The organism is Legionella sp. km772, from assembly GCF_003989735.1.
In the GTDB taxonomy this organism is placed as follows: domain Bacteria; phylum Pseudomonadota; class Gammaproteobacteria; order Legionellales; family Legionellaceae; genus Legionella.
The window spans coordinates 1-4163 of record NZ_RZGQ01000220.1; the positions used below are offsets into that span (position 1 = coordinate 1).

The following is a 4163-nucleotide window of genomic DNA, read 5'->3' on the forward strand; positions in this document are numbered from 1 at the left end:
AAATCAAATAATCACTATAAAGATCAAGCATATCCATTTAATTCCCTCCCTAAAATTAAGGGCGGAATTCTAATGCTTTTTAGTCAAACTACAAGTTTATGTGCGTAACATGAGTTATAAAGATAACTATTAACGTCATTTGCTACTATAAACTCATTAGCAATACCACCCATGGTGTTGGTTAAGGTTTGATACCCCCCACTAACACCGGCATAAAAACTGCCTGCGAATAAACTCGAACTTGTCAATAAGATGGGAAAAATGGCCCATGCTTTTTTCATTTAAAACTCCATTTCATAAAAATAAATGCCGGAAGTAAATTGTAATCCCTATTAAAACTTTTTTATATAAAACAATCAGTTAAAAAGTCATAAATTAGCTTTAAATAGGGTCGTGTTCTGAGGGAGCGATTAATAAGACATTTTCTTTTACTTTGAAATGTGGTTGAATGACATTTTTTTATAAATCATCCACTTTTGCTATTAAAACATTAATAAAAGGATTTAAAATGAGAAAGACTTCCCTCTCCTCTGTTTTTTTAAGTTTATCCCTTGTAGGAACAGTCTCAGCTGGGACAATGGGTTCTGTTTGTAACTCTTTTTTATGTGCGGCTAATAATCCAGGCGGTTTTTATTTAGGTATCAGCGGAGTTTATGGCCAGCCAAGTGAAACGGGTTTAGGTTTAGTAACAGATAGCTGGTTATATGGCACAACGGCAATTAGTAAACCTTTTGATCCAGATTATAAATGGTATGGTATCGCCAAACTCGGGTATGATATTCCAGGAACCGCAAATAATGTTGAAATAAATTATCTCTTTTTAAATAATGGTACCCATGCTGTAAATGATTTTTCAGATGGTTCTATTGGCTTTGGTAGCATTTTATTTCCTGATGCAACAGTTCCTCCCACTCCCGGTTTTGTTAGCGATGCTTTATTGACTTATAAAGTGAGTCAAGTAGATGGAAAAGTAGGTAGAAAATACAGCGATGTTTCGGGTGCTTATCAAATTCGTACCTCAGTGGGGGTTCGTTGGGCAGAACTAAAACATTCTCTAGTATTTGCCGCGCCGGGAAATATGATCAGTCGATTTCAAGGAACCGGTCCTCTGTTTAGTTTAGATGGCCGCTACGGTTTCGGTTCAAACTTTGGACTAGTAGGCGCATTAGATTATGGCTTATTAATTGGCCAGGCGAACAGCCACTCCTTTGTAAACTTAGGAACAAATTATGGATTTGAGTGGCCTAAACGTAATCGAGTAGTCAATTCAGTAACCGGAAAATTAGGTATTGATTATACTTATAACTATTCCAATTTAGCTCAGTTTACTCTTGAAGGTGGTTATCAAGTTAATGAATATTTTAACGCAATGGATACTATCAGGGGCACTTTAGGTTTTGACAGTATTCAAAGGATAAACGGCCTCGAAACTAATGATTTTAGTGTACAGGGACCTTATGTGAGTTTGACGGTCCATGCTTAGTTCAAACTAGAGATCACTCTTGCCTCTTCCCTTCCCGCGTTGTACGCGGGAAGCAATAATTGGTATAGCGCGCACATATTTAGGTTCATTGACTTGGGTGTGCTTCGTAAAGCAGGCGTAGGTCGGGCAACAAATTGTCCGTCTTTGCTCAACGCGCACTCAGTACACATTATACCTTTTATCTAGGGCCTGATTTTCGCAGCCATTCTAACCCCTATTAGTTGTTTTAGAAATTAGACTGAATAATGACATTGTTTAAGCTCATTTTGATTAAATTCCATTGATCAAATAGTTGTTCTTGCAGATGCGTATTTGTTTGAATTTCTACCTCCTTGGCATTTCTTTGGTGTATCATATATTCAAAACCAGGAGTTCATCACGATTTGCAAAGGCTTTATCCATAGACAATATATTCCTTTTTGCATCACGAAAAAAAAGATAGTTTTAATATCTTATTTTGTATTAGCTAGAATACAAAGTAGGGCTTCACCTTTAAAAAATTAAGATCAAGTACCTAACTCGCAGAAAAAATCAAATTTTCTTCTTGATATGGTAATAGGCCATCTTGAATTAATGGGTGTCGCTCATCCGTTTTTTTCAGCTCAGCTGAGATATTCTTTGCCGATAATATGTTATGGGCTTTAAAAAATCCATAGGTACTTACTATACCAACAGCAGCACATCCAGTTATAGCAAGCGCTGCCATTCCGCCACTTAGAATTGTAGCAGCAACAACAAGTGCAAAAACTGATGCCGCAAACACCAGTGTTGCAAGAGCCATACTCGTATATAAAAATAAGCGCGAATATTGATGAGCCATTTCCGGGTTAGTTCTTGCTTCAATATGGAATTTAGTATTAGACATAATACGACCTGGAAGGATCATAGGGCATGGTATAAAACTTGGCCAAACAATGCCAAAAATAAGGTGGTTCCAACTAACATTTGATAAACTGGGTTTTGGAATACCTGCAAATTCTGTTAAAAACCACTGTGCTGCCACCGCACAGTTTTTACTTAAAATGCTGGCATCATTCCATTGTTTTTTAAGCTCTGGCGCATAATACTGCACCATGAAAGTGACGCCATTTAAATGCTGTAGGTTTTGTCGAGCGCATCCTGCTAATCTATTTTATTTGTTCAGATAGAGTATCTCCTTCTGCTATAAATACATTTTTACCTTTACATGGCACATTAAACCTTGTTAAATGCAGTCTATTTATTTTTAAAGATAAGAGATAGCATGCAAACTTTTATTTCACTTTCTACACTCACGATTTTAACTACTGCTTCTGGTTTTCTACCACCACCTAATGCAACTTCCCTCAATCCGCAGACCTATTCACCAACCCTTTTTGCTCCTGTCAACACTGACATTCTTCCACCACCTAATACCACTTACTCCAACCCACTGACCTCTTCACCAAATACCCTTGCACCTGTTAAGCCTAATTTTAATTCTACTCATAGTAATACGAGCTCTTATTCCATTCCGTTGGCCGTCACCTGGGTCCTTTTTCTTCTAGGCTTACTTTCTATTTGTGCTGCTGCCCGGGTGTATGAGGATGGTTGTGAAGAAAGCTATGGAAGAAGGTATCTGGCCTAGGTTGTCGCAAAAAATTTCATACTTTGTTAGAAGTTCTAAATTTGGGGAGTTGAACAAAAACCTGAAAACACGCCTTTACAGCGCTAAGGCTTCTAAAAATTACATCATATCAGCGGGTTTTAAGTTTGACTCATCTCCTAACGCTATAAAGATAGAATTGCATAATCATTCATATGCCCGCTATAATTGGACCGAAAACAAAAGCCATAAATTTCTATATACGAAATAATTTTGTAAAAGTAGGAAAAATTAAATTTTTGATTGGTGAAGGCTTATCTGAAATATATCTTCTTTTTCCCTAACAACACCCTGCATATCCAGTTGATAAGTTGTACCTATTAACCTTTTAATTCATTGATTACATCCACTCAGTCCTGACTAGAATTATTGTCTCCACCGATAAGGCCAGTTCATAGCGCCAAAGTCCTTAGCGTTATAGAGTAACGGGGCAATTTAACTGGGGGAATGCGATGCTCCCAATTCGTACGAATAGCTTTTTTCAAAATATAGGCAGACCCGGGTTCTAAGAAAAGTTTAATTTGCTCTTTCTTATTGCTCCTGTTCCTAAAATAAATGAAAGAGGAACTTGCAAGCGAAATCCCAATAATATCTTTAAAGACTGGCGCATCGCGATGCCAGTTAATGCCGGCATCGATAGGATATTCAGTAACTAGTATTTCCGCGATAGCCTCTGGAGGTGCTTGAATTAATTGGGCACTTCTAGCTATCAACGCATCCAGAAACCTAGGTGCTTGCTCCGTTACTTGAACAGTTCTTCCCTCATAGTTATAAAGCAAACCAAAATGACATACCCTACGCCTCGCTACTTGCCCAAATAAAATCACCTCTTGCCAACAGAGCGCTTGTAGCTGAAGGATAAGCTCCTTTTCTTCTGCCGTGCTAATAAAATTAGGAAAATACTCTAAACCTTCAGGCCAATCAATTAATGAATGAATGACTCATGTTACGCACGGTCAATTTTAAGCTGCCATATTTTTAAGCTCCTGCCAAGCAATCTGGTTCGCTCTAAGAATCAATTTGTACTTAATAGCAAAGTGATTTAAATGAGTTTTT

General features: G+C 37.6%; 5 protein-coding genes. 2 read left to right on the top strand and 3 right to left on the bottom strand.

The features are described from left to right. Positions 1-83 precede the first annotated feature (83 nt). Positions 84-281 (bottom strand): hypothetical protein, encoded by a 198-nt coding sequence (locus ELY15_RS14060; protein WP_127101115.1) that lies wholly within the window; start codon positions 279-281, stop codon positions 84-86. A gap of 227 nt (positions 282-508) precedes the next feature. On the opposite strand from ELY15_RS14060, the gene ELY15_RS14065 reads away from it, so the two are divergent. Beyond that, entirely contained in the window at positions 509-1483 is a 975-nt protein-coding gene (locus ELY15_RS14065) for an Lpg1974 family pore-forming outer membrane protein (RefSeq protein WP_127101117.1), read from the top strand. A gap of 514 nt (positions 1484-1997) precedes the next feature. On the opposite strand, the gene ELY15_RS14075 is transcribed toward ELY15_RS14065, so the two are convergent. Further along, a complete protein-coding gene (locus tag ELY15_RS14075) occupies positions 1998-2558 on the bottom strand; it encodes a hypothetical protein (RefSeq protein WP_127101119.1) in 561 nt (186 codons plus the stop codon). 126 nt (positions 2559-2684) lie between these two features. Between ELY15_RS14075 and ELY15_RS14080 the strand changes: the two genes are divergently transcribed. Beyond that, positions 2685-3089: a hypothetical protein gene (locus tag ELY15_RS14080; protein WP_127101121.1), complete on the top strand. Its 405-nt coding sequence runs from the start codon at positions 2685-2687 to the stop codon at positions 3087-3089. Positions 3090-3499: 410 nt separating this feature from the next. Here ELY15_RS14080 and ELY15_RS14085 read toward each other — a convergent pair whose 3' ends face one another. Next, positions 3500-4045, bottom strand: a complete 546-nt coding sequence (locus tag ELY15_RS14085) for an alpha-ketoglutarate-dependent dioxygenase AlkB (protein WP_370449441.1) — start codon at positions 4043-4045, stop codon at positions 3500-3502. Positions 4046-4163 lie beyond the last annotated feature (118 nt).

Excerpts from the sequence above, each read along its gene's own strand:
- ELY15_RS14065 (WP_127101117.1), top strand. The coding sequence starts at position 509 with ATGAGAAAGACTTCCCTCTCCTCTGTTTTTTTAAGTTTATCCCTTGTA.
- ELY15_RS14075 (WP_127101119.1), bottom strand. The coding sequence starts at position 2,558 with ATGGTGCAGTATTATGCGCCAGAGCTTAAAAAACAATGGAATGATGCC.
- ELY15_RS14060 (WP_127101115.1), bottom strand. The coding sequence starts at position 281 with ATGAAAAAAGCATGGGCCATTTTTCCCATCTTATTGACAAGTTCGAGT.